At 63.7% G+C, this 22,128-nt stretch carries 15 protein-coding genes, 2 tRNA genes and 2 rRNA genes; 10 read left to right on the top strand and 9 right to left on the bottom strand.

Translation table 11 applies throughout. The annotated features are described in order from the left end of the window. Window positions 1-33: 33 nt before the first annotated feature. From ASD22_RS12825 to tyrS, 5 genes are all read right to left on the bottom strand, one after another. Window positions 34-2,917: ribosomal RNA gene (locus ASD22_RS12825) — 23S ribosomal RNA — on the bottom strand. 211 nt (window positions 2,918-3,128) lie between these two features. Next, a tRNA-Ala gene (locus tag ASD22_RS12820) sits at window positions 3,129-3,204 on the bottom strand. An 18-nt stretch (window positions 3,205-3,222) separates the two neighbouring features. After that, window positions 3,223-3,299, bottom strand: a tRNA-Ile gene (locus ASD22_RS12815). 197 nt (window positions 3,300-3,496) lie between these two features. Further along, a 16S ribosomal RNA gene (locus tag ASD22_RS12810) occupies window positions 3,497-5,041 on the bottom strand. Together the 16S and 23S rRNA genes with 2 tRNA genes alongside form the textbook arrangement of a ribosomal RNA operon. A gap of 574 nt (window positions 5,042-5,615) precedes the next feature. Beyond that, window positions 5,616-6,827, bottom strand: a complete 1,212-nt coding sequence (tyrS, locus tag ASD22_RS12805) for a tyrosine--tRNA ligase (RefSeq protein WP_056083912.1) — start codon at window positions 6,825-6,827, stop codon at window positions 5,616-5,618. 181 nt (window positions 6,828-7,008) lie between these two features. Between tyrS and ASD22_RS12800 the strand changes: the two genes are divergently transcribed. Genes ASD22_RS12800 through ASD22_RS12790 form a run of 3 tightly spaced genes read left to right on the top strand, consistent with a single transcriptional unit; the run spans window position 7,009 to window position 10,930 of the window. Then, the gene (locus ASD22_RS12800; protein WP_056083907.1) at window positions 7,009-8,454 is read left to right on the top strand and encodes a peptidoglycan DD-metalloendopeptidase family protein; all 1,446 of its coding nucleotides are present in this window, start codon (window positions 7,009-7,011) and stop codon (window positions 8,452-8,454) included. Between the two features lie 13 nt (window positions 8,455-8,467). Beyond that, complete coding sequence (locus ASD22_RS12795) at window positions 8,468-9,604, top strand: anhydro-N-acetylmuramic acid kinase (RefSeq protein ID WP_056083904.1); 1,137 nt, start codon at window positions 8,468-8,470, stop codon at window positions 9,602-9,604. Between the two features lie 9 nt (window positions 9,605-9,613). Beyond that, window positions 9,614-10,930 (top strand): MFS transporter, encoded by a 1,317-nt coding sequence (locus tag ASD22_RS12790; RefSeq protein ID WP_056083901.1) that lies wholly within the window; start codon window positions 9,614-9,616, stop codon window positions 10,928-10,930. Here ASD22_RS12790 and ASD22_RS12785 read toward each other — a convergent pair whose 3' ends face one another. Then, window positions 10,931-11,701, bottom strand: a complete 771-nt coding sequence (locus tag ASD22_RS12785; protein ID WP_056083898.1) for an exodeoxyribonuclease III — start codon at window positions 11,699-11,701, stop codon at window positions 10,931-10,933. Window positions 11,702-11,715: 14 nt separating this feature from the next. Between ASD22_RS12785 and ASD22_RS12780 the strand changes: the two genes are divergently transcribed. The 3 genes from ASD22_RS12780 (at window position 11,716) to ASD22_RS12770 (ending at window position 13,707) form a co-directional block, all read left to right on the top strand. Beyond that, window positions 11,716-12,243 (top strand): GNAT family N-acetyltransferase, encoded by a 528-nt coding sequence (locus ASD22_RS12780; protein WP_056083895.1) that lies wholly within the window; start codon window positions 11,716-11,718, stop codon window positions 12,241-12,243. Between the two features lie 22 nt (window positions 12,244-12,265). Beyond that, window positions 12,266-12,928, top strand: coding sequence for an orotate phosphoribosyltransferase (pyrE, locus tag ASD22_RS12775; protein ID WP_056083892.1), 663 nt, complete (start codon window positions 12,266-12,268; stop codon window positions 12,926-12,928). Window positions 12,929-13,062: 134 nt separating this feature from the next. Continuing rightward, on the top strand, window positions 13,063-13,707 hold the full coding sequence (locus ASD22_RS12770; protein ID WP_056083889.1) for a DUF4124 domain-containing protein: 645 nt from the start codon (window positions 13,063-13,065) through the stop codon (window positions 13,705-13,707). 21 nt (window positions 13,708-13,728) lie between these two features. Here ASD22_RS12770 and ASD22_RS17050 read toward each other — a convergent pair whose 3' ends face one another. From ASD22_RS17050 to coaBC, 3 genes are read right to left on the bottom strand one after another with little or no spacing between them, the layout of a single operon-like run. Continuing rightward, entirely contained in the window at window positions 13,729-16,038 is a 2,310-nt protein-coding gene (locus ASD22_RS17050) for a phosphomannomutase/phosphoglucomutase (protein WP_056083886.1), read from the bottom strand. Window positions 16,039-16,094: 56 nt separating this feature from the next. After that, window positions 16,095-16,565 carry a dUTP diphosphatase gene (gene dut, locus ASD22_RS12760; RefSeq protein ID WP_056083883.1) on the bottom strand — a complete coding sequence of 157 codons (471 nt, stop codon included), beginning with the start codon at window positions 16,563-16,565 and terminating at the stop codon, window positions 16,095-16,097. Continuing rightward, entirely contained in the window at window positions 16,562-17,767 is a 1,206-nt protein-coding gene (coaBC, locus tag ASD22_RS12755) for a bifunctional phosphopantothenoylcysteine decarboxylase/phosphopantothenate--cysteine ligase CoaBC (protein WP_056083880.1), read from the bottom strand. Before coaBC ends, dut begins: the two co-directional genes overlap by 4 nt. Window positions 17,768-17,863: 96 nt before the next feature. Between coaBC and radC the strand changes: the two genes are divergently transcribed. From radC to ASD22_RS12735, 4 genes are all read left to right on the top strand, one after another. Then, on the top strand, window positions 17,864-18,535 hold the full coding sequence (gene radC, locus ASD22_RS12750) for a DNA repair protein RadC (RefSeq protein ID WP_056083877.1): 672 nt from the start codon (window positions 17,864-17,866) through the stop codon (window positions 18,533-18,535). A 395-nt stretch (window positions 18,536-18,930) separates the two neighbouring features. Further along, complete coding sequence (gene argS, locus ASD22_RS12745; protein ID WP_056083874.1) at window positions 18,931-20,616, top strand: arginine--tRNA ligase; 1,686 nt, start codon at window positions 18,931-18,933, stop codon at window positions 20,614-20,616. Then, a complete protein-coding gene (locus ASD22_RS12740) occupies window positions 20,616-21,344 on the top strand; it encodes an SPOR domain-containing protein (protein ID WP_056083871.1) in 729 nt (242 codons plus the stop codon). Before argS ends, ASD22_RS12740 begins: the two co-directional genes overlap by 1 nt. A 28-nt stretch (window positions 21,345-21,372) precedes the next feature. Next, window positions 21,373-22,128, top strand: coding sequence for an SDR family NAD(P)-dependent oxidoreductase (locus ASD22_RS12735; protein ID WP_056083868.1), 756 nt, complete (start codon window positions 21,373-21,375; stop codon window positions 22,126-22,128).

Here is a 22,128-nt window from a genome sequence, read left to right as displayed (position 1 = left end):
ATGCCAAGGACACACGAAGCGTCTTGGGGTTATATGGTCAAGCCGCACGGCTCATTAGTATCAGTTAGCTCCATGCATTGCTGCACTTCCACACCTGACCTATCAACCACCTGGTCTTGATGGTGCCTTAAGGAGAGTCAAGCTCTCGGGAGATCTCATCTTGGGGCGTGCTTCCCGCTTAGATGCTTTCAGCGGTTATCACTTCCGTTCATAGCTACCGGGCAATGCCATGGGCATGACAACCCGAACACCAGCGGAACGTCCACTCCGGTCCTCTCGTACTAGGAGCAGCCCCCCTCAAATCTCCAACGCCCACGACAGATAGGGACCGAACTGTCTCACGACGTTCTGAACCCAGCTCGCGTACCACTTTAAATGGCGAACAGCCATACCCTTGGGACCGGCTACAGCCCCAGGATGTGATGAGCCGACATCGAGGTGCCAAACACCGCCGTCGATATGAACTCTTGGGCGGTATCAGCCTGTTATCCCCGGAGTACCTTTTATCCGTTGAGCGATGGCCCTTCCATACAGAACCACCGGATCACTAAGACCTACTTTCGTACCTGCTTGATCCGTCGATCTCGCAGTCAAGCACGCTTATGCCTTTGCACACAGTGCGCGATGTCCGACCGCGCTGAGCGTACCTTCGTGCTCCTCCGTTACTCTTTGGGAGGAGACCGCCCCAGTCAAACTACCCACCATACATGGTCCCTGACCCGGATAACGGGCCGAGGTTAGAACGTCAAGCACTTCAGGGTGGTATTTCAAGGATGGCTCCATGCAAGCTAGCGCCTGCACTTCAAAGCCTCCCACCTATCCTACACAGAAGAACTCAACGTTCAATGTAAAGCTATAGTAAAGGTTCACGGGGTCTTTCCGTCTTGCCGCGGGAACGCTGCATCTTCACAGCGAATTCAATTTCACTGAGTCTCGGGTGGAGACAGCGCCGCTGTCGTTACGCCATTCGTGCAGGTCGGAACTTACCCGACAAGGAATTTCGCTACCTTAGGACCGTTATAGTTACGGCCGCCGTTTACTGGGGCTTCGATCAAGAGCTTCGCCTTGCGGCTGACCCCATCAATTAACCTTCCAGCACCGGGCAGGCGTCACACCCTATACGTCCACTTTCGTGTTTGCAGAGTGCTGTGTTTTTGATAAACAGTCGCAGCGGCCAGGTTACTGCGACCCATCGACGCTCAGTCACGCACGTGACCACGTCAATGGGCGCACCTTCTCCCGAAGTTACGGTGCCATTTTGCCTAGTTCCTTCACCCGAGTTCTCTCAAGCGCCTTGGGATTCTCACCCTGCCTACCAGTGTCGGTTTACGGTACGGTTTTTCTATAGCTGAAGCTTAGTGGCTTTTCCTGGAAGCGTGGTATCAGTCACTTCGTCCAAAATAGGACTCGTCTCGGTGCTCGGCATAAAGGGTCCCGGATTTGCCTAAGACCCATGCCTACCGCCTTTCCCCGGGACAACCAACGCCCGGTAGACCTAACCTTCTCCGTCCCCACATCGCACTATAGAAAAGTGCAGGAATATTAACCTGCTTCCCATCGACTACGCATTTCTGCCTCGCCTTAGGGGCCGACTCACCCTGCGCCGATGAACGTTGCGCGAGGAAACCTTGGGCTTTCGGCGTGGGGGCTTTTCACCCCCATTATCGTTACTCATGTCAGCATTCGCACTTCCGATACCTCCAGCATGCTTTACAACACACCTTCACAGGCTTACGGAACGCTCCTCTACCGCGTACACATAAATGTGCACACCCCGAGCTTCGGTGCATGGCTTAGCCCCGTTAAATCTTCCGCGCAGACCGACTCGACCAGTGAGCTATTACGCTTTCTTTAAAGGATGGCTGCTTCTAAGCCAACCTCCTGGCTGTCTATGCCTTTCCACATCGTTTTCCACTTAGCCATGACTTGGGGACCTTAGCTGCGGGTCTGGGTTGTTTCCCTTTTCACGACGGACGTTAGCACCCGCCGTGTGTCTCCCGGATAGTCTGTCCTGGTATTCGGAGTTTGCCATGGTTTGGTAAGTCGCGATGACCCCCTAGCCATAACAGTGCTCTACCCCCAGGAAGATTCGTCCGAGGCGCTACCTAAATAGCTTTCGAGGAGAACCAGCTATCTCCGAGTTTGTTTAGCCTTTCACTCCTATCCTCAGCTCATCCCCATCTATTGCAACAGATGTGGGTTCGGTCCTCCAGTGCGTGTTACCGCACCTTCAACCTGGCCAAGGATAGATCACTCGGTTTCGGGTCTACTGCCTGAGACTATGCGCCCTATTCAGACTCGATTTCTCTTCGCCTCCCCTATACGGTTAAGCTTGCCACAGACAGTAAGTCGCTGACCCATTATACAAAAGGTACGCAGTCACCCTTGCGGGCTTCCACTGCTTGTACGTATACGGTTTCAGGGTCTATTTCACTCCCCTCTCCGGGGTTCTTTTCGCCTTTCCCTCACGGTACTAGTTCGCTATCGGTCAGTCAGTAGTATTTAGCCTTGGAGGATGGTCCCCCCATGTTCAGACAAGGTTTCACGTGCCCCGCCTTACTCAATTTCACACAAAATGCCTTTTCGTCGACTGGGCTATCACCATCTATGGCCGGGCTTTCCATCCCGTTTGACTAAAACATAATGTGCTTTTGGGCTAGTCCCCGTTCGCTCGTCGCTACTCAGGGAATCTCGGTTGATTTCTTTTCCTCCGGGTACTTAGATATTTCAGTTCCCCGGGTTCGCCCCGTACACCTATGTATTCAGTGCACGGTACCGCTTGCGCGGTGGGTTTCCCCATTCGGACATTGCCGGATCAAAGCTTGTTGCCAGCTCCCCGACACTTTTCGCAGGCTGCCACGTCCTTCGTCGCCTCTGACTGCCAAGGCATCCACCGTATACGCTTAGTCGCTTGACCATATAACCCCAAGTCGCCTCGGGGCATACACCCTCTTCAGGTGCAGCCAAGTTACTTCGTTTTCGTGCCTTAACACTTGCCTCGGTTCGGTTTCGAACCAAGACGCTTGTCACTCGTTTATGGGTTTTCAAAGAACATCATACCGGCCTCAATGCCGGATGATTTCAACAAATCTTGTGTGTGCTGATACTTCACGCGCCTGATCGAACCTTGGTGGAGCCTGTCGGGATCGAACCGACGACCCCCTGCTTGCAAAGCAGGTGCTCTCCCAGCTGAGCTAAGGCCCCAAGGAAACCTTGGCATAATGGTGGGTCTGGGTGGACTCGAACCACCGGCCTCACCCTTATCAGGGGTGCGCTCTAACCACCTGAGCTACAGACCCATGAAGGATGAACCCCAGAACCCGCGAGCAAAGCTACCTGGACAAACTGCCTAGGCCCAGATTCGAAGCCGCTGTTGATGAAGAGTCCGACCATGGATGGTCGGTCTTGATCTACGCTCTTCGCGACAGGATGTCGCGTGAAGTACAGGTGTCTTGTGTGGACGTCTTGCGTGAGTGACTCACGCCGTCATTTCTTGAAAGGAGGTGATCCAGCCGCACCTTCCGATACGGCTACCTTGTTACGACTTCACCCCAGTCATGGACCACTCCGTGGGCGTCGTCCTCCTTGCGGTTAGACTAACGCCTTCTGGAGCAACCCACTCCCATGGTGTGACGGGCGGTGTGTACAAGGCCCGGGAACGTATTCACCGCGGCATAGCTGATCCGCGATTACTAGCGATTCCGACTTCACGGAGTCGAGTTGCAGACTCCGATCCGGACTGGGATCGGCTTTCTGGGATTGGCTCCACCTCGCGGTATTGCAACCCTCTGTACCGACCATTGTAGTACGTGTGTAGCCCTGGCCGTAAGGGCCATGATGACTTGACGTCATCCCCACCTTCCTCCGGTTTGTCACCGGCAGTCTCCTTAGAGTTCCCACCATTACGTGCTGGCAACTAAGGACAAGGGTTGCGCTCGTTGCGGGACTTAACCCAACATCTCACGACACGAGCTGACGACAGCCATGCAGCACCTGTGTTCCGATTCCCGAAGGCACTCCTGCATCTCTGCTGGATTCCGGACATGTCAAGGCCAGGTAAGGTTCTTCGCGTTGCATCGAATTAAACCACATACTCCACCGCTTGTGCGGGCCCCCGTCAATTCCTTTGAGTTTCAGTCTTGCGACCGTACTCCCCAGGCGGCGAACTTAACGCGTTAGCTTCGACACTGATCTCCGAGTTGAGACCAACATCCAGTTCGCATCGTTTAGGGCGTGGACTACCAGGGTATCTAATCCTGTTTGCTCCCCACGCTTTCGTGCTTCAGCGTCAGTGTTGTCCCAGATGGCCGCCTTCGCCACTGATGTTCCTCCCGATCTCTACGCATTTCACCGCTACACCGGGAATTCCACCATCCTCTGACACACTCTAGCTGCCCAGTATCCATCGCCATTCCCAGGTTGAGCCCGGGGATTTCACGACAGACTTAAACAACCGCCTACGCACCCTTTACGCCCAGTAATTCCGATTAACGCTTGCACCCTTCGTATTACCGCGGCTGCTGGCACGAAGTTAGCCGGTGCTTATTCCTCAGGTACCGTCAGCCCCATAGGTTATTAACCCGTGGTATTTCGTTCCTGATAAAAGTGCTTTACAACCCGAGGGCCTTCTTCACACACGCGGCATTGCTGGATCAGGCTTTCGCCCATTGTCCAATATTCCCCACTGCTGCCTCCCGTAGGAGTCTGGGCCGTGTCTCAGTCCCAGTGTGGCTGATCATCCTCTCAGACCAGCTAGCGATCGTCGCCTTGGTGGGCCATTACCCCGCCAACTAGCTAATCGCACATCGGTTCGTCCTGCCGCGCGAGGCCCGAAGGTCCCCCGCTTTCTCCCGTAGGACGTATGCGGTATTAGTCCCGGTTTCCCGAGGTTATCCCCCACGTCAGGGTAGATCCCGATGCATTACTCACCCGTCCGCCACTCGCCACCCAAGGAGCAAGCTCCYCTGTGCTGCCGTTCGACTTGCATGTGTTAGGCATGCCGCCAGCGTTCAATCTGAGCCAGGATCAAACTCTTCACTTAAGTTTTCGACCATCCGAAGATGATCTATCTTTCTGAAGCGTATGTTCCCAACCAATCAAAACTCATTACTGACTTTTTTCTTGGTGGGACGCTTGCATTGCTTGGACAGGTCGTGACCCATTCAACACAAGACGTCCACACAATTCACCTGCGCACACTGTCAAAGATCGTTCGCTTGGCACCGGTTTTCCCGGTACCGCCCCAAGACGTTTCGNGTGACCCATTCAACACAAGACGTCCACACAATTCACCTGCGCACACTGTCAAAGATCGTTCGCTTGGCACCGGTTTTCCCGGTACCGCCCCAAGACGTTTCGYCCTAGGTGAGCCGCCCATTCTACATCGCTTTTCCTTACCGTCAACACCCTCGTTGAAGCTTTTTTCGAGGTCCCGGCGGTCCGTCTTGCGACGTTGGGCGACTGCGGGACGCGAATAATACGAGCTGGATGAAATTTGGCAAGCGATTGTTGAGAGAAATAGCGGGAATGTTCAGCAAGTCACTGGCGTGGCTGAAAATATTTCTTTCCAACCACGCAAGCTTCACGCGCCCGGCGAGCCCGGGGGGGCGTGGTTGTCAGGCCTGAACGAGCTTCACCCGGGCGAAATTTCGCTTGCCTACCTGCAGTACGCCTTCGAAACCTGGCTCGAAGGAGCGCTGCGCATCCTCAACCACCTCGGCGTCGATGCGCACGGCGCGCTCCTTAAGCTTGCGGCTGGCCTCGGAGTTGCTAGCGGTCAGGCCTGCCGCCGTGAGCAGCGCTGCCAGGCGCAAGCCCTCGGCGGGCACGGACAACTCGGTCTGGGGCAGCAACGATGTATCGCCTTCGCCGCGCACAACCGCGTGCCAGCCGGCAATGGCCTGTTCCGCCGCTGCTGCACCATGGAAACGCGTGGCCAGTTCGCGAGCCAGGCGCAGCTTCGCATCACGCGGGTTGAGCGCGCCGCTGGCGATATCGCTCTTCATCCGCGCCAGCTCATCCAGCGACACATCGAAGCTCAGCAGTTCGAACCACCGCCACATCAGCTCGTCGCCGATCTTCATGGTCTTGGTAACCATGTCGATGGCCGGCTCGTCGATGCCTATGTAGTTGCCCAGTGACTTGGACATCTTGTTGACGCCATCGAGGCCTTCGAGCAGCGGCATCGTCAACACGATCTGCGGCGGCTGGCCGTGGTGTTCCTGCAGCGCGCGCCCCATCAACAGGTTGAATTTCTGGTCGGTGCCGCCGAGCTCGACATCGGCTTTCAGCGCCACCGAGTCATAGCCCTGTACCAGGGGATAGAGGAATTCGTGGATGGCGATCGGTTGCTGCGCGGCGTAGCGCTTGGTGAAGTCGTCACGCTCCAGCATGCGCGCCACCGTGTGCTGCGCGGCGAGCTTGATCATGTCGGCGGCCGACATCTGGCCGAACCATTCGGAATTGAAGCGCAGCTCGGTCTTCTCCCGATCGAGCACCTTGTAGACCTGTTCGGCGTAGGTCTCGGCGTTGGCCAGCACGTCTTCGCGGGTCAGCGGCTTGCGGGTGATGTTCTTGCCGGTGGGGTCGCCGATCATTCCGGTGAAGTCGCCGATCAGGAAAATCACCTGGTGGCCCAGGTCCTGAAACTGCCGCATCTTGTTCAACAACACGGTATGACCCAGATGCAGGTCCGGCGCCGTGGGATCGAAGCCGGCCTTGATCCGCAGCGGACGCCCGCTTTTCAGCCGTTCGGCCAGATCCTCCCGTTTGATGATTTCATCCGCGCCACGCGCAATCGTGGCCAGCGCCTGCTCCAGCTCGCTCATGTATTCCTCTCTGATGGATCGTTGGGGGCAAGCCGCAGTCGTCGCCGACCGTGCTGCTCGCGTTAATTGTGCGTTAACCAGAAATGTCGCGCAAACCCTTGATGGGAAAGGCGTTGACGCCATTTACACATGGCCGCTATGGTACGCGCAGTTTGTTACTTTGTACCGCGGGGCGCACGGCATGGCAGAAGACAATCGGGGGGCGCGTCTCGCGCGCAGGCAAGCCATTTGCCGAAAGGCACAGCAGCGGCATTCCCACTTCTACGAGCGCTGTGCGCATTGGTCGTTCAACCGCAGCGGTGAAGTGGAACCGATTTCGTGGCACCGGGAACGCTGGGTGCTGGCCGGAACGGCCATGCTGATCACCTTGCTTTCCGGCTTCATCATGCCCGCCTGGGCCAGTGCGATGCGCCCGTCGCCACTGCCTGAAGTTCACGCGCTGCTGCCGCTCGCCGTACCCGAAATCACGCCCCGCATCGCCGCGCCGGAACAGGACAACTGGCAATCCGTGCGCGTACAACCCGGGCAGACGCTGTCGGACATCTTCGCCGACCGCGGCCTCAGCATGAGTGACCTGCAAACGGTGATGGACGCCGCCGGCGGCGCCAGCAGCGCGCTGCACAGCATCCGGCCGGGGCAGGAATTCGATTTTCTGCTGGATAACGACGGCAGCCTCGACGGCTTCCGTTTCGAAAAAGACGCATCCAGCCGCGCAACCATTCGATTCGATGGCGTGCAGCCCACGCTGGCCATCCAGAAGCGCGACATGGACGTGCGCGAGCAGATCGCCCATGGCGTCATCAGCAGCAGTCTCTATGCCTCGGCTGGCCAGGCCGGCATGGACGCCGCGATGGTCGGCAAGCTCGCCAACCTGTTCAAGTACGACATCGATTTCGTGCAGGACCTGCGCGCGGGCGACCGCTTCACCGTGATTTACGATGACGTCTACCGCGATGGCCAGCGCTACGGCCACGGCGACATCATTGCCGCGGAGTTCGTCAACCAGGGCAAGCGCTACACCGCCTACCGGTTCAAGAAGGCCAATGGCGAGTTCGGCTGGTTCAGCGAAGACGGGCGGCCGATCGAGAAATCCTTCCTGCGCATTCCGGTGGATTTCACCCGCATCTCGTCCAAGTTCACCACCGCACGCATGCACCCGGTCCTTGGCCGCATGCGCGCGCATAAAGGCGTCGACTACGCCGCACCCAGCGGGACGCCCATCCACGCTGCGGGCGATGGCGTGATCAAGTACCACGGCTGGGAGCGCGGTTACGGCAACTTCGTGGTGGTCCAGCACAGCAAGACCATCAGTACGGCGTATGGCCACATGTCGCGTTTCGTGAAGGGTCAGCACGTGGGCGAACACGTGCGCCAGGGCGAAGTGATCGGCTACGTCGGCATGACCGGGCTGGCCACCGGCCCGCATCTTCACTACGAATTCCGCGTCAACGGCGTGCAGCGCAATCCGCAAACCGTGACCCTGCCGCAACCCGAGCCGTTGCCTGCCGCGCAGCTGGCCAAATTCAAGGCACAGGTCGTCAAGCCCCAGCTGGCTCGCCTGGAAGCGCTTGATTCGCGCATGCGGCTGGCGCGCAGCGACAAACCCACCCGCAACTCCGACAGCTGACCTGCGACGCCCCATGGATAGCGAGAAGGCCCTTTACCTGGGCCTGATGTCGGGTACCAGCGCCGATGGCATCGACGCGGCGCTGGTCCGCTTTTCAGAAGGCAAGCCCCATCTGCAGGCGGCACACAATCTACCGTGGCCCGCGGACTTGCGTGCGCAGATTCTGGCGCTGGCGCAAGGCAACGAACCCCTGGACCTGGATACGTTTGGACGTCTCGACGTCCGGATCGGGCACTGTTTCGCCGACGCCGCGCTGGCGCTTCTGCAGCACAGCGGCACCACGGCTAGTGATGTCCGGGCGATCGGATCGCACGGCCAGACCATGCGGCATCGGCCCGCCGGCCCCCACCCTTTCACGCTGCAACTAGGAGACCCCACCGTCATTGCCGAGCGTTGCGGCATCGATGTGGTGGCCGACTTTCGTCGCGCCGACGTGGCTGCCGGTGGCCAGGGCGCGCCCTTGCTGCCGGCCGTGCACGCGATGTTGCTGGGACGCCCCGGCCGCGCACGCGTCGTGTTGAACCTGGGCGGCATCGCCAACATCACCGTGCTCGGCGCCGACGGTAGCGTTCTTGGCTTCGATACCGGCCCCGCCAACGGCCTGCTGGACGCCTGGTGCCAGCGTCACCGCGGCGAAGCCTATGACCGTGACGGCGCATTCGCCGCCAGTGGCCGCGTCCACCCGGCCCTGTTGCAGGCATTGCTCGACGATCCCTATTTCGCGCTGGCGCCGCCCAAGAGTACGGGACGCGAGTATTTCCACCTGGCGTGGCTGGACGGCCATCTGCAACAGGCAGCGATCGACCCCGCCGACGTGCAGGCAACGCTGCTGGAGCTGTCTGCGCGCAGCGTGGTGGCGGCGATCGACCAGCACGCCGCGAGCGCCGGCGAAGTGCTGGCCTGCGGCGGCGGCGTGCATAACGGCGCACTGATGCGTCGCTTGACCGAGTTGCTGGCGCCGCGCGCGTTGTTCAGCACCGCGCGCGAAGGCGTCGATCCGGATTACCTGGAAGCCACCGCCTTTGCCTGGCTGGCGCGGCAGCGCGTACTGGGGCTGCCGGGCAACCTGCCGGCGGTTACCGGCGCACGCGGGCTGCGGGTATTGGGTGCGTTGCACGCGGCGCCCGCCAACGACGCGCCAGCTGGTTAGCATAGGTCCATGACCAACTCAGCCTCGCGTGGCTCCCCGGGCATTCTCGCCTCGCTCAAACCCTATCTGGAGCCCGCGCCGATCGGTGCGCTGCTGCTGGGGATGTCGTCCGGTTTTCCGTACGCCATGATCGGCGCCACCTTGACCACGAGGCTGGCCCAGGACGGCATCGACAAGCGCAGCGTGACTGCGTTTTCATTGGCGTTTCTGGTCTACAACCTGAAATTCCTGTGGGCGCCGGTGGTGGATCGGGCGCGCCTGCCCTTGCTGGGCAGGTACGGCCAGCGCCGCTCGTGGTTGTGGCTGACGGCGCTGGCGGTGGCGGCGTCGGTGGTTTTTCTGGGTGTGGTCAGCCCGCAGGCCAGTCTTGAGACGGTGGCGCTGGCGGCCGTGCTGGTCGGGGTGGCCGGCGCCACGTTCGACATCGTGATCGACGCCTACCGGATCGAGATACTGCAACCACGGCAATTGGGCGTCGGCTCCGGCATGTCGCAGTACGGCTGGCGCATCGGTTCGGTGAGCGCCGGCGCCATCGCGCTGCTGGTGGCTGCATCATCGGGCTGGGCGCTGGCGTATACGTTGTGCGCTTTCCTGGTGCTGCCGGCCGTGTTCGTGGGGTTCTGGCTGGGCGAGCCGGCCCGCCACCGCGACCCCATTCCGGTGAAGGGCCTGGGTGTGGCGCTGTCGTCGGCAGTGGGGCCGCTGGCGGAATTTTTCCGCCGCAGCGGCGCGTGGCTGGTGCTGCTGTTCGTGCTGATCCACAAGATCGGCGACACGCTGGCCAACCTCACGGTGCGCCTGCTGCTGCAGGACCTGCACTTCAGCAACGAGGAAATCGCCACTTACGACGTGGGCTTCGGTTTTGTCGCCTACCTTATCGGTATCTTCATCGGCGGCATGCTGTACGTGCGGCTGGGGATGAAGCGCGCGGTGCTGTTGAGCCTGGTGTTGATGGCGGTGTCGAACCTGTCGTTTGCCGTGCTGGCGCACATGGGCCACAACAACGACATGCTGGCGTTCACGATCGGCTTTGAAAACATCGCCAGCGGCATCGGTGGCGTGGTCGTGGTGGCGTATCTGTCGGCGCTGTGCAACCTCTCCTACACGGCATCGCAATACGCGCTGCTGTCCGCTGCCGCGTCCGTGGTGGGCCGGCTGGTGACCGGCACCACGGCCGGCGGCCTGATCCAGAGCATGGGCTACGTGGATTTCTACCTGATGACGACCATCGTCGCGCTGCCGGGCGTGGCATTGTTCGCCTGGATGATGCACCGCGGCTTGGTCGACCGCGCCATCGCCGAGGTCGACGTTCGCGCCTCGGCTTGATCAGTCCGCGTAATCCACGATATACGGCGCGTGGTCGGAGAAGCGCTGGTCGCGATAGATCGAGCAGTCCAGCAACCGCTCGCGCAGCGACGGCGTGCACACCTGGTAGTCGATGCGCCAACCCACGTTGTTGGCGCGCGCCTGGCCGCGGTTGGACCACCAGGTGTATTCCACCGCCTCGGGCCGGATCGAACGGAAGCTGTCGACCCAGCCGCGCTGCAGGAACAACAGATCCAGCCACGCGCGTTCCTGCGGCAGGCAGCCAGAGTTTTTCTGGTTGGAGCTCCAGTTCTTGATGTCGTTCTTGGTATGCACGATGTTCCAGTCGCCGCAGATCACGTAGTCGCGGCCGCTCTTCAGCCACGCGTCGAAAATCGGCGTGATCCACTCCATCGCCTTGAACTTGAATTGCTGCCGCTCGTCGCCGGAGGAACCGGACGGAAAGTACAGCGACACGACCGACAGGTTGCCGAACCGTGCCTCGATGTAGCGACCCTCGTTGTCGAATTCGTCCCAGCCCAGCGAGGTCAGCACCTCGTCCGGTTCGCGCCTGGCGTAGATCGCCACGCCGCTGTAGCCTTTTTTGCTGCTGGCGTCGCGGTAGAAGCAGTGATGGCCGTCGGGGCGAAACATGGGATCGGTCAGTTGATGCTCCTGCGCCTTGGTTTCCTGCAGGCATACCACATCGGCGTTCTGGTCGCGCAACCATTCGAACACGCCCTTGCTGGCGGCCGAACGGATACCGTTGGCGTTGAGGCTGATGATGCGCATGGAATCTCCCGAAAGTGATCCCCGATCATAACAACCGTGACGCCGCGGCAACGCCACCGGACGCCCTGCACGTAATGCCGGTGGAACCGTCGCTGCATCGCGCAATGCTGCGCCTGCGTGTGCGGCCGGCACAACGCTATCGCGTCGGCGCCATGGCCGACCTGCTTGCCGACGTGACGCAATGCCCGGGCAGCGAGCCGATGGCGATCATGCGCGGCGACACGCCCATCGGTTACTACCGCATCGACGCGAGCGCCCGCAGCGTGGCCGGCCGCGATTTCGCGCAGCCGGCGCGCGGGTTGCGCTCGCTGTTCGTGGATGCCGACTGGCAAGGCCGCGGGCTGGGCGCGCGCGCCGTCGCCCTGCTGCTGGAGGATCTGGCCGTGCGCCATCCGGCCACGCGGCTGCTGGTGCTCACCGTCGACTGCGACAACCGCGCCGCCACCCGGATCTACCAACGCGCCGGCTTCGTCGACGGCGGCGCGCGCTACCATGGCGGCCGTTGCGGGCCACAGCAACTGTTGCTGCGCGCCCTCCCCTGACCTTCCTGCCGCGAGACCGCCCGTGCACGATTACCAGCGCGACTTCATCGAACTCAGCCTGGCGCGCGACGTGCTGCGCTTTGGCGAATTCACCCTGAAATCAGGCCGCCTCAGCCCGTACTTCTTCAACATGGGCCGGATCGATTCCGGTGCCGCGCTGGCCCAGCTCGGCCGCGCCTACGCCAATGCCCTGGTGAATTCGGGACTTCAGGTCGACATGCTGTTCGGCCCCGCCTACAAGGGCATCGCCCTGGCCGCGGCCACCGCCATCGCGCTGGCAGACCAGCATCAGCGCGATCTTCCCTGGGCCTACAACCGCAAGGAGGCGAAGGATCACGGCGAAGGCGGCACCCTGGTGGGCGCGCCGTTGAAAGGCCGCGTGTTGATCGTGGACGACGTGATGACCGCCGGCACCGCCGTGCGCGAATCGCTGGCCCTGATCCGTGCCCAGGGCGCCACGCCCGCCGGCGTGCTGATCGCGCTGGATCGGCAGGAGCGCGGCCAGGGCGAGCGCTCTGCCGCGCAGGAAGTCGCCGCCGACCACGGCATCCCGGTGATCGCGATCACCAGCCTGGACGACGTACTGGCGTACGCGGGCGAACAACCGCAGCTGGCCGCCGAGCATGGCCGTCTGCTGAGCTATCGCGAACGCTACGGCGTGCAATCGTCGTCACAAGGTTTGTGAAAGCATCCCCAACGAAGCAACCACCCGCCGGTGGCGAAACCGCCGCTTCGTACTCGAAAACGTGACGGCGAGGCCCCTGTCCACCGCCGCCCGCGCAATCGCCACCGCTATACTGGCCCGCAAAGGGGGGATTCATGCGCAAGTTTCTGTCAGTCATCATCGCGGGCACGTTGCTGGCTGGCGTGGCCGCGCACGCCCAGAAAGCCAATGGCAACCGCTACAAGTGGGTCGACCCCCAGGGTCTGCCGCATTACAGCGACAGCCTCACCGCCGAGGCGATGAAGGCCGGCTACGACGTGGTCAACGATCGCGGCATGGTGGTGCAGCGGGTGCCGCGCCAGTTGACCGCCGCCGAGCGCGTGGTGGCCAACAAGCTGGCGAAGGAAGCCGCGGCGAAGGAGCGCGCACGCCAGGACGTCGCCCGCGCCGAGGCGCAGATGATGAGCGCCTACCCGGACGAGGCCTCCTACAAGATGTCCCTGCAGCAAACGGTCGACGCCCTCGACCAGCAGATCCGCACCACGCGGATCAACCTGCAAAGCCAGGAGAAGGCGCTCACCGGCCTGCTCGACCGCGCCGCGGAACTCGAGCAGGCCAAGCAGCCGGTGCCCAAGTTCATGGCGGACAACATTTCCAAGCAGCGCAACGTGGTGGCAATGCAGCGCAATGCTCTGGCCCGACAGCAGGCCGAGCGTGACAGCACCGTGGCCGCGCAGGCGAAGCAGCTGGCCCGCTATCGCGAGCTCAAGGCCGCCGAGGACGCGCCGCCGGAACCGTAGCCACGGCGGGCGGCAGGCGGATCAGAACGGCAGCTGCAACGACGGATCGACCGCCAGCATCTGCTCACGGAACACGTCCTGGATCCGTTGCAGCGCCGCGGCATTGTCGGCGTCGAAACGCAGCACGAGCACCGGCGTGGTGTTGGATGCCCGCACCAGGCCCCAGCCATCGGGCCAGTCGGCGCGCACGCCGTCGATGGTGATCAGCGTGGCCCCTTCGAAAGCCGCCTTGGCGCGGAAATTCATCATGAAGCGGTAGTTGCGGCCCTCGACCATTTCCACCTTCAGCTCGGGGGTCGACACGCCCTTGGGCAAGGTGGCGAAGATCTCGTCCGGCGAACGCCCCAGCGCGTCACCGGCAATGATTTCCAGCAGCCGCGCGGCGGCGTAGATGCCGTCGTCGAAGCCGAACCAGCGCTCCTTGAAGAAGAAATGGCCGCTCATTTCGCCGGCCAGTTCCGCGTCGGTCTCGCGGATCTTGGCCTTGATCAGCGAATGGCCGGTGCGCCACATCAGCGGGCTGCCGCCGGCATCCAGGATCTGGCCTTTCAGGTGGCCGGTGCACTTGACGTCGTAGATGATCGTGGCGCCGGGCTGGCGCGACAGCACATCGCGGGCAAACAGCATCAGCAGGCGGTCGGGATAGATGATTTCGCCGGTGCGGGTGACGACGCCAAGCCGGTCGCCATCGCCGTCGAACGCCACGCCCAGATCCGCGCCGGACTTCTGCACGGAGACGATGAGGTCCTGCAGGTTGGACGGCTCGGACGGGTCGGGATGATGGTTGGGGAAGGTGCCGTCCACCTCGCAATACAACGGAATCACCTCGCAGCCGATCTCCTCCAGCACCTGCGGCGCCAGCGCGCCGGGGATACCGTTGCCGCAGTCGACCACGACCTTCAGGCTGCGCTCGGCCTGCACGTCGGAGGTGATCCGATCGATGTAGTCGGGGACCACGTCCACATGCCGATAAGCGCCCTGGCCATCGGCCACCAGCGCGCCACTGGCGATGCGCTGGTACAGGTCCTGGATCGCATCCTCGGCCAGCGTCTCGCCGCCGACCATGATCTTGAAGCCGTTGTAGTCGGGCGGGTTGTGGCTGCCAGTCACCGCCACGCCGCAGCCGGTTTCGAAATGGAAGGTGGCGAAATAGACCACCGGCGTGGGCACCGCGCCGATGTCGATCACGTCGATGCCGGCCGCGCGAAAACCATCCGACAACGCACCAGCCAGCTCGGGCCCGGACAGCCGCCCGTCGCGCCCGACCACTATCTCGTGCAGATCCCGCTCCCGCATCAGGCTGCCAATCGCCTGCCCCAGCAGATGCGCCACGTCGCGGCTGAGGGTTTTGCCGACGATGCCGCGGATGTCGTACGCGCGGAAAATGGAAGGATCCACGGCAGCCCTGGCGTCACCGCCGGACCGCGCCGGCGCTGTCGGCGGGGCCGCCACCTTCGCCGGCTCGCGGACAATCTGGGGAATTTCTGTGGGCACTACTGGCTCCTCGGGTTCGGATGATATTTCGACCACCGAGCGCGTGCGCCGCCACAGCAGGAACGCTCCCGCGCCCAGGCCGAACAGGGCCAGCAAGGCGGCCAGCAGCACCGAATGCGGCAGCACGATGAATGCGCGCGGCAGGGCGGCGCCGACGCTGAACGCACTTCCGGGCACCGGTTTGCCGCCCGTTTCACTTTCGGCCGAGGCGGCGCCGTGGGAAAGCAGGCGCATGTCGCCGCGCTCATCGCCCTGGCGCAGATCCAGGCGGCCGCCAGCCGGGTCGATCGCATCCAGCCGCTGGCGCAACGGCGCAAAAGGCAACTCGACCCAGGCCCAGCCCTGCGCCCGATCCGGGGCACCCAGGGGCACGACGAGACTGAGCCGTCGATCACTGCCGCCGTGCGACACGCTCTGCGCCGGCGGCGTGCCATCGGCCGTTTGCGCCGACATCAACTGCGCCGCCTTGGCGTAACCGAATTCGCGGTAATTGGCGTGCAGCACTTCATTGAGCGTGCCGCTGTAAAGCTCCAGCGCCTGCGCCTGGGGCAGACGCTGGCGCAACGTGGCGGTGGCCTGCGCCGGGTCCTGCATGGCCACGGCCGGATCCAGCGTGGCCACCGCAGCGGTCACCGTGGCACGTTGCGTGGCAAGCTCCTGCGCCAGTGCTTTCACCGCCTGATCCTGGGCGACATGCACGCGTGCCGCCGCCTGTCCCTCGTCCGCGATCAACCACGCCTGCCAGCCGCAGAACAATCCCAGCAGCAGCAGCAGCGTGCCCGCCGCCAACGGCAGCAGCCCACGCCAGTCGAACGACATCCCCTTCGCCATCTTCATCGTTGTTGCCCGCCCCCGCAGGTTGTCGCAGCGTGGCCCGCGGCGCGGGCCGCCACTCAATTGATGCCGGTGGAACCGAAACCGCCGTCACCGCGCTGGCTCGGGGCAAACGCGGACACGATGTTCATCCGCGCCTGCGCCACCGGCAGCAGCAGCAACTGGGCGATGCGATCGCCGACTTCGATGGTGTACGGCGCATGGCCGCGGTTCCAACATGAAATCATCAACGGCCCCTGGTAGTCGGCGTCGATCACTCCTACCAGATTGCCCATCACCAAGCCGTGTTTATGGCCCAACCCCGAACGCGGCACGATCACCGCGCACCAGCCCGGGTCGCCGATATGAATGGCGATGCCGCTGGGCACCAGCGCGCTGTCGCCCGGCTGCAGGGTCAGCGGCTGCTCCAGCGCGGCGCGCAGATCCATGCCCGCGCTGCCGGCGGTGGCCGCCTCGGGCAGGGCGATGCTGTCGCCGAGGCGCGGGTCCAGGATTTTCAGTTCGATATCGACGACGGGGCGCGCGCTCATCCGCGTGCGACCCGGTAGCGCTCGGCCACGCAGGCCAGCAACTGGTGCGCCAGCTCGGCCTTGCCCGCGCGCGGCAGTTCGAGCATGCCGCCCTCCCAATACAGGTTGATGGCGTTGTCGGCGGTTTCGAAGCCGAGGCCCTCGCCGACCTGGTTGGCGGCGATCATGTCCAGGCCCTTGCGCTTCAACTTGCCTTGCGCGTAGTGCGCCACGTCGTGGGTTTCGGCGGCAAAACCCACCAGAAAGGGATGCGCGGCCTGCGCCGACAGCGCGGCCAGGATGTCCGGGTTTTCCCTGAGCTGCAGCGACAGGTCCGCGCCGGCCTGCTTCTTCAGTTTGCGCGGCGAGACTTCGCTGGGGCGATAGTCGCCCACCGCCGCCGCCGCGATATAGATATCGGCCTGTTTCGCGCCCGCCAACACGGCGTCGTGCATCTGCGCGGCGCTGCGTACGTCGATCCGCCGTGCCACGCCTGGTGGCGTGCACAAGCTGACCGGCCCGGCGACCAGGGTGACCTCCGCACCTTGTTGCGCGGCGGCCTGCGCCACCGCGAAACCCATGCGACCGGAGCTGCGGTTACCGATGAAACGCACCGGGTCGATGTCTTCGAACGTGGGGCCGGCGCTCACCATGATCTTCAGCCCCGCCAGCGCACCGCTGCCGAACGAACCGACCAGGGCATCGCGCAATTCCAGCGCCTCCAGCATCCGGCCGGATCCCACGTCGCCGCAGGCCTGCTCCCCGCTGGCCGGCCCCAGCACATGCGCGCCGCGCTGACGCAGCGTGGCGAGGTTGGCCTGCACCGCCGCGTGCGCCCACATCTGCTGGTTCATCGCCGGCGCCAGGTACAGCGGCGCGGCGCTGGCCAGGCACAGGGTGGACAGCAGGTCGTCGGCCAGCCCGTGCGCCAGCCGCGCCAGCAGGTCGGCACTGGCCGGTGCGATGAGGATGCGTTCGGCCCAGCGCGCCAGCTCGATATGGCCCATCGCCGCTTCCGCCTGCGCATCCCAGCCGCTGATCCGCACGCTCTGGCCGGACAGCGCCTGAAACGTGGTGGGGGTGACGAAATGGGTGGCCGCTTCGGTCATCACCACGCGCACTTCGGCGTCGAGATCGCGCAGCCGGCGTACCAGCTCGCAGGACTTGTAGGCGGCGATGCCGCCGGACACTCCCAGCATAATGCGGCGTTGGGCAAGAGACATGTAAGGCGGGCCTGACAGACGGGCAGACGCCTAGCTTACCGGAATCATTCCGGCTGTCTGCTATCGCCCCGATCGCCGGGCGGACACGCTATGACGATGAGTATCCGCGACTGGCCCGAAGGCGAACGTCCCCGTGAAAAACTGCTGGCGCGCGGCAGCGGTGCGCTGTCCGACGCGGAGTTGCTGGCGGTGCTGCTGGGCAGCGGCAGCCGCGGCAAGGATGCGCTGGCGCTGGGTCGCGAACTGATCGCCGGCGCCGGCAGCCTGGGCGCCCTGCTCGGGCGGCCCGATCATCCGATCCGGGTCGGTGGATTGGGGCCGGCCAAACGGGCACGCATCGCCGCCGCGCTGGAGCTGGCCCGTCGCAGCCTGGCCGAGCAACTGCACGAGCGGCCCAGCCTGGGCAACCCGCGCGACAGCGGCGATTTCCTGCGCGCCCGCCTGCGCCACCTGCCGTACGAAGTTTTCGGCTGCCTCTACCTGGACAACCGCCACCGCGTGCTGGCGTTCGAGGAGCTGTTCCGCGGCACGGTGGACGGCGCCAGCGTGCATCCGCGCGAGGTGGTTCGCGCCTGCCTGCAGCACAATGCATGCGCGGTGATCTTTGCCCACAACCACCCCTCGGGCGTGGCCGAGCCCAGCGCCGCCGACCGTGCGATCACCCATGAGCTGCGCGACGCCTTGCGCCTGATCGGCGTACGCGTGCTGGACCATCTGGTGATCGGCAGCGGCGAGCCGGTGTCGATGGCCGCGCGCGGGCTGATCTGACCTGGCCAATCCCGTGCCGCGGCCCCCTGCCGCGGCTGCCGGCGTCAGCCAACTACTGCATTCCGGGTGCATCAAGGCGCGGCAAGTCGTCGAAACTTATGCACAAATCCGCGGAACGGTCACTTGGCGGTCATGTCGCCCTCTTCACCACAGGTTGTCGATATACCATGATGATTATCAAAGACTTTTCCCAAAATATCGTGGGTTGATCGGTTCACCGCTCCGGCGGCCCGACACCGGGCGAAGCTTTCCCCACAGACTTATCCACAGGCCCGTCCACTGCAGTGCAGCAAAACCCGAGGTGATTGCCTCGCCGCTCCACGGCTGCGGCATCGGCTCCGCCCGGTGGTGGCGGTCTGCTAGGATTGTCGGTTCCATCACGATATTGAAAGCCCGTGAAAGAACAGCTGCGTGAACTGATTTTGCAGGCAATTCAGGCCTTGCAGGACGATGCCACTCTTCCCGCCGACCTGGCCCTGCCGGGCTTCGTGATCGAGCGGGCGCGCAGCCGCGAACACGGCGATTTCGCCTGCAACGTGGCGATGTTGCTGGCCAAGCCCGCACGCGCCAAACCGCGCGAGCTGGCCGAAAAGCTGGTGGCGGCGCTGCCGGCGAACGACCTGGTGGCGAAGGTGGAGATCGCCGGCCCGGGTTTCATCAACTTCTTCCTGGCCGCCAGCGCGTACCACGCCGAACTGCGGCGCATCCTGGCTGAAGCCGACGCCTATGGTCGCAGCGCCGGCGGCGGCAAGACCGTGGGCGTGGAGTTTGTCTCGGCCAACCCGACCGGCCCGCTGCACGTGGGCCACGGCCGCGCCGCGGCGATCGGCGATTGCCTCAGCCGCTTGCTTGAAGCCACCGGCTGGAACGTGAGGCGCGAGTTCTACTACAACGACGCCGGCGTGCAGATCGCCAACCTCGCCGTCTCGGTGCAGGCGCGCGCCCGCGGCGTCACGCCGGATGACAGCAACTGGCCGGAAAACGGCTACCGCGGCGACTACATCGCCGACGTGGCGCGGGCGTTCCTCGATCGCGACGCGGTGGTTGCCGATGGCGAAACCGTCACTGCCAACGGCGACGTGGACGACCTGGACGCCATCCGCCGCTTCGCCGTGGCCAGCCTGCGCCGCGAGCAGGACCTGGATCTGCAGGCGTTCGGCGTGGGCTTCGACACGTACTTCCTGGAGTCCTCGCTGTATAGCGACGGCAAGGTCGAGGAAACCGTGCGCGAACTGGTGGCGCACGGCCACACCTACGAGGAAGGCGGCGCGCTGTGGCTGCGCACCACCGAGTTTGGTGACGACAAGGACCGCGTGATGCGCAAGTCCGACGGCACCTACACCTACTTCCTGCCCGACGTGGCCTACCACCTCAGCAAGTGGCAGCGCGGCTACGAGCGTGCCATCACCGAGCTGGGCTCCGACCATCACGGCTCGCTGGCGCGGGTGAAGGCCGGCCTGCAGGCGCTGAACGTGGGCATCCCGAAGAACTGGCCCGAATACGTGCTGCACCAGATGGTGACCGTGATGCGCGGCGGCGAGGAGGTGAAGATCTCCAAGCGCGCCGGCAGCTACGTCACCTTGCGCGACCTGATCGACGAAGTGGGCCGCGACGCCACGCGCTACTTCCTGATCTCGCGCAAGAGCGATTCGCAGCTGGTGTTCGACATCGACCTGGCACGCTCGCAGTCCAACGACAATCCGGTCTATTACATCCAGTACGCCCACGCCCGTGTCTGCAGCGTGCTGCGGCAGGCGCCGGAGAAAGGTTTCAGTTTCGACCTCGCCGACGGCCTCGCCCAGCTGGCGCGGCTGGACAACGAGCACGAGCAGATCCTGCTGACCGAGCTGTCGAAGTTCCCGGAAATCGTGGAGACCGCCGCGCTCAACCTGGAGCCGCACTTGGTCGCCGGCTGGCTGCGCGAACTGGCCAACGCGTTCCACACCTATTACAACTCGCACCAGTTCCTGGTCGAGGACGCCGCGCTGCGCAACGCGCGCCTGGCGCTGGTGGTGGCCACGCAACAAGTCTTGAAAAATGGCCTGGGCCTGTTGGGCCTCGGCGCCCCGGAGAAGATGTAATGGCAACACGCAAGGGCAAGGGCCGGCAGGCCGTGCGCAACAAAAAGGGCGGTTTCCCCGCCTGGGGCTACGCGATTGTCGGCTTGCTGGTCGGTGCCGTGCTGATGGTGATGATGCTGCGCGGCAGCCTGCTCACCAGCCTGCACAAACCCGAGGGCCCGCAGGCCAATCCGCAGGCCACCGCCAAGCACGCCAGCGAACCGGGCCTGCTCGAAACGGGCAACAACGACGACGCGCCGAAAAAGCCGCAATACGATTTCTACTCGGTGCTGTCGGAGCGCGAAGTGCGCATCCCCGATGCCGAAATCAGCGCCCAGGCGCGCGCCGAGCAGTTGCAGAAACAGCAGGCGGCCACGCAGGCCCAGCAGCAGGCGGCGGCCGGCACCACGCCGGTGGCGACGGCGCCGGTCAGCAACCCGAATGCGCCGGCCGCGGTCAGCGAAGACGTGGTCGCCGCGCCGCGCAGCACGCCTCCGGCCGCAGCGGCGGCAGGCAGCGGTTACCTGTTGCAGGTCGGCGCGTTCCCCAACGCCGCTGACGCGGAGACCCTGAAAGCCAAGCTGGCGATGCAGGGTTTCATCGCCAACGTGCAGACCGTCAATGTCAACGGCCAGACCTACCACCGGGTCCGGCTGGGCCCGTTCCCGTCCGCCACCGACCTGGAATCAACCAAGCAACGGCTGGCCGGCGCGGGTATCAATGCGATCGCCTTGAAGGAAGGTCGCTGAGTCTCACGTTTCTGCCAGGCTTTCGCTCATGACTACCAAGACTGCATGGATCACCGGCGCCACCTCCGGCTTCGGCGCCGCGGCTGTCGAACGCTTCGTGGCCGGTGGCTGGCGGGTGATCGCCAGCGGCCGTCGCGCCGAGCGATTGCAGCCACTGGTGGAACGCCACGGTGCCGAAAACGTGCATATCGCCGCGTTCGACATGCGCGACGAAGCCGCGATGCGCGCGGCGCATGCGGCGCTGCCGCCGGCCTTTGCCGACATCGACCTGCTGGTCAACAACGCCGGCCTGGCGCTGGGCACCGCGCCGGCGCAGCTGGCGGACCTGGCGCAGTGGAAGCAGATGATCGACACCAACGTCACCGCGCTGGTCACGATCACCCACCTGCTGTTGCCGCAACTGATCGAACGCCGTGGCGCCATCGTCAACATCAGCTCGATTTCCGGCAGTTACGCCTACCGTGGCGGCAACGTGTACGGCGGCAGCAAGGCCTTCGTCACCCAGTTCTCGCAGAACCTGCGCGTGGACCTGCTTGGCACCGGCGTGCGGGTGTCGTCGATCGAGCCGGGCATGGCCGAAACCGAATTCACCCTGGTACGCACCGGCGGTGACCAGACCGCCTCCGACCAGCTCTATGCCGGCGTCCACCCGATCACCGCAGGCGATATCGCCGACACCATCTGGTGGATCGCCAACCTGCCCCCGCACCTCAACATCAACCGGGTCGAAGTGATGCCGGTCAACCAGTCAGCGGCCGGCTTGCAGGTGCACCGCGACAGCTGA

Origin of the sequence: Rhodanobacter sp. Root480 (genome assembly GCF_001426645.1) — a bacterium.
Classification (GTDB): domain Bacteria; phylum Pseudomonadota; class Gammaproteobacteria; order Xanthomonadales; family Rhodanobacteraceae; genus Rhodanobacter; species Rhodanobacter ginsenosidimutans.
This window is presented reverse-complemented; position numbering and strand designations above follow the sequence as displayed.